Origin of the sequence: Spiroplasma sp. Moj (genome assembly GCF_016082285.1) — a bacterium.
GTDB lineage: Bacteria > Bacillota_I > Bacilli_A > Mycoplasmatales > Mycoplasmataceae > Spiroplasma > Spiroplasma phoeniceum.
On sequence record NZ_MQTY02000021.1, the window covers coordinates 3,143 to 7,239 of the forward strand.

At 22.4% G+C, this 4,097-nt stretch carries 2 protein-coding genes; one reads left to right on the plus strand and one right to left on the minus strand.

Going from position 1 to position 4,097, the window contains the following annotated elements:
• Positions 1-220: 220 nt before the first annotated feature.
• Positions 221-1,198, minus strand: a complete 978-nt coding sequence (locus BST80_RS01840; protein ID WP_415745704.1) for an IS30 family transposase — start codon at positions 1,196-1,198, stop codon at positions 221-223.
• 720 nt (positions 1,199-1,918) lie between these two features.
• On the opposite strand from BST80_RS01840, the gene BST80_RS01845 reads away from it, so the two are divergent.
• Entirely contained in the window at positions 1,919-3,379 is a 1,461-nt protein-coding gene (locus tag BST80_RS01845; RefSeq protein WP_415745705.1) for a PBSX family phage terminase large subunit, read from the plus strand.
• Positions 3,380-4,097 lie beyond the last annotated feature (718 nt).

Consider the following 4,097-nt stretch of genomic DNA (forward strand, 5'->3'; position numbering starts at 1 on the left):
TTTAATAAGAGTTGTTTTAGCGCGTTTCGTTTTACAGTTTACAATTTGTAAATTGTAATTGCAAACACGCTTTTTCCAAAGCTCTTATTAGTAAAATGATAACATCATTTAAAATAAATGCAACTATTTTTTAAAAAAATTAAAATATTTTATAAATATAACTTAATTTAACCATATTTAAGCATACTAAAAAATCATTTATTAAGTTTTATTAATAAATTTATTTATGAACTAATGTTAAAAATTCAAATGCCTTTTTAGAAGAAATTCAGTTAAGACAAGGGCGTAATTTATTATTAATATTCTTCATTATTCAATTTAATTGTTTATTATCAACTTTATTAAAATCTGTTCCAGGCGGTAATCAATGTCTGATATCTCTATTCATTCTTTCAACGTGAGGTTTTTGAGTGGGTGTTCCAGCATCACAAAAATAAACATTAGCACCAATAATTTTTTCTATTTCTTTTCAGTTACTAAATTCTTTACCTTGGTCAGTAATAATGCCTTTAATACAATTTTTAAATAATCTATTCTTAAAAATATTTTTAATAGTTTTAACAACTTCTTTTGCACTTTGTTCTTTTAATTTTTCAGCAATAGTAAATTTAGTTAATTCTTCTGTAAAAGTAAGAACAGATGATCTATGATCAGCACCAACAATACAATCCATTTGAAATCAACCAAATTCATATCTATCATGTTTAGCTTCTTCAATAGTCCGATAATTAGATAATTTACCACGATTATCAGTACTATTTTTCGTTTTTCGTTTCTTTCCTTTAAAATAAAGATATTTTTTATCCATATTAAATAATCCTAAATAAATATATTTATAAAGTGTTTTAAAACACATCGGAAACTTTTCATTAAATTCCTGTTCATATAATTTACAAATTGTTTCCGGAGTATTATGTAAAGTATTAAAATTTTTATTTAATCACTTAATCTGTTTAACTGTTAAAGTAATATGTTTTTTAGAATTTTTTCTATTTTTAAGATATTGTTTTTGTGATTTTAAAGGGTCATATTCCTTAAACTTTTTAAGTTCACGCCGAATTGTTTCCTTATCTCTTCCCATAAAACGTGCTATCTTTGAATAATTAATCTTATCATTTTTCTTTTTATATAATTCTGATATAGATAAATCCTTTAATATAATTTTTTCATTAATACTTAAATGTTTAAATTTTCTCATATCCAAAAGCTCTCTTTCTGAAAATAGTTTTATCATAAAAAAATAAAATTTTAAAAATTTATTTGACATTTTTATATAAAGTGTTATATTTAAATTATATTTATAAAAGTTTAATAGATTTTCCAAAGCTCTAAAAACTTGTTTATAAATTAAAAAATTAAGACTTGAAAAAGTCTTTTTTTAATGTAAAATAANCATAATAAAAATAATATTAAGTTCTTTAATACATTTTGATAGGTGTTTAGTTCTTGATAAGTTTCTTTATTACTCTTTTATTTAATCATATTCATTAAATAATAGCAATTTTAATACGCAAAAAGGAGTAAAAAATGAAAGAATTTAATCCAAAAACAGCAAGTTTACGAACATTTTATCGTAAAATAGATGAATTTTGGCAAAATAAATCACCTAATAAACCATATACTTTGAATGATTTAACCAATAAATTCAACCTTTCTAACCGATGAAGATATGAAATTTACAAGAGCGAGAAGATAGTTCCTTTACTTGAAAAACAAGTTGATAGAATTGAAAGTGAAATAATTAATTTTATNATGAAATCACCAGATGGTGCTAAATTATATTGACAACGAGCATTTAATTATAAATATTCACTGCAAGAAAAACAGTTAGAACAAGAATTAAACTTAAATAATCAACAACCAATAATNGTTAATTTACAAACTGATATTAGAGATATTAAAAAAGAAAGTGATAATAATGCTTAATCATTTTACTTATTTNTTAGAAACACCTTATTGGTTATTACAAAATAGTACTGTTGGTGATAAATATCCATTTGCTAAGAAATATGAATTAGTNAATGAAATTAATCAAATTGGNACACGATATAGTGGTAAGACTATTTCAAATATTAAAATGTTTGGTGAATTATTAAAAATTAGTTTATTAATTAAANAACCAATTTGTATCATTGCTAGTATGTATTGNAGTAAAGATTTAAAAGATAGTGTATTTCAAAATATATGAAATATGTTAGATGAAAATNATATTCCNTATACTATTAATTTATCAAATTTTACTTTTACTTTATCAAATGANAGNAAAATATATTGTAAAGGTTTACATTCACCAAGTCGGAAAGAAAAATTAAAAGCTTTTGCTGATTTNAATAAATATAAATTAGTNATTGATTGAAGAGAAGAATGTGATCAATTTCAACAAAAAGATTTAAGTGATTTAGAGTTTGCTATTCGNGGTTATCAAAATAAAATAACAATTAATACATGTAATCCTGAAAGTTTAAAAAGATATATTGTTGGTTATTGTAATGAATTAATGCCTTTTNATGAAGAAATAATGCGTAGTAAATATGAACAAATNAANTATATTGAAAAATGAAATATGAAGATTATTATTCATTATTCTAGTTGAAGATTAAATTATGAATTACCACAAGATAAAGTTAATGAACAATTAAGATTAGAGNAATTAGATATTGAAAGAGCAAGAGTNTGGAGTTGAGGATTACCAGGTAATACTAGTGGTTCAATCTTTGCAAGATATATTGATATAATGCAAGCAACAGATATTATTCAACCAACTAAATTATTAGGTGGTGTTGACTTAGCAAACTCTACTAGTCCNAAAGGACATACAACNGCNGCNAGTTTTTGAATATATAATTCATTTAATAAAAAAGCATATAAAGTNGNNGAATATACNCANTCAAATGCTACACANCAATTTAAAGGACCATTAGAACAAGTTAAAGATATTTTAGAGTTTTACAACAATCAATTAAACCAATANTTTAATTTAATACAACAAGGAATATNAATTAATGTTGATGATAGTGCTTATGCAACATTAGAAAGTTTAAATNGANAAAAATATAATTATANTTTTGGTCAATATATGACATTTAAACCAGCACAAAAGCAGAAATTTAAAATAAGACATCGTATAGAAGCNTTTACAATGTTAATAAATACTAATCAATTAAAATGATTATGANAAAAATGTCCTGTAAGTAAAACCCAATATGAATTAATTCAATGAGAAGATAAACCAGATGCTAGANAAGAGAGAATNTTAGATTTATATGATGATACATTTGATAGTGATTTTTATGCTTTACACTTTGAATTAGTACCAATGNTTAAACATAATAGTTCAGCAGATTATAAATTATGACAACAAAGGGAGTGATTAACTTAATGAAAAAAGATATTTATGTAATACATGATGAGCGTGTAATAAATGCAAAAAGACCTTATATGTCTGTTTGTGGACAAGTTAAAAAAAGACTTTGTCAAGAATTAAAAAAANATAATATCGCAATATGTAAATTAAATTTATATAACGAATATATTAAGAAATATCAAAAAGTTAAAGTATGTGTACAAGTTTTAGNAAATGAACCAAATTTATTAACAGTAAATATTATTAATTATGCACTTATTTTAAAATTAAAGGAGAAAAATAACNATGAATAATACTTTNCCTAGTTTACCAAACTTAAATGATATTAATAGTGTTTTAAAATTTTATAATTATGATTGAACTATTAATTTAGCCAATATTATTGCTCGTCATCAAATGAGATTAGTTAATGGTAAANATATTTTATTTAAGTCTCATCGTAAAGANATTTTAGAAAAATTAAATTGATGATATGAAACTTATAAAATNAAAGAAAAATTAGATAANAATGAATTAACAGCAAGTTTAATGGGTAAAACTATNTTTGGTTTATTAGANACTAATGANGGCAATATTGATTTATGAATTAACCCNTTTAACTTTACATCACGAGTAAGTAAAATAAATGAAATTGAACAAGGTGCTGATATTTGATTAAATTATCATCAAAGTGATAGTGGATTTATATTAAATTTAATTTGTACCAAAGATAAAATAGTTATTAAANNTTNAC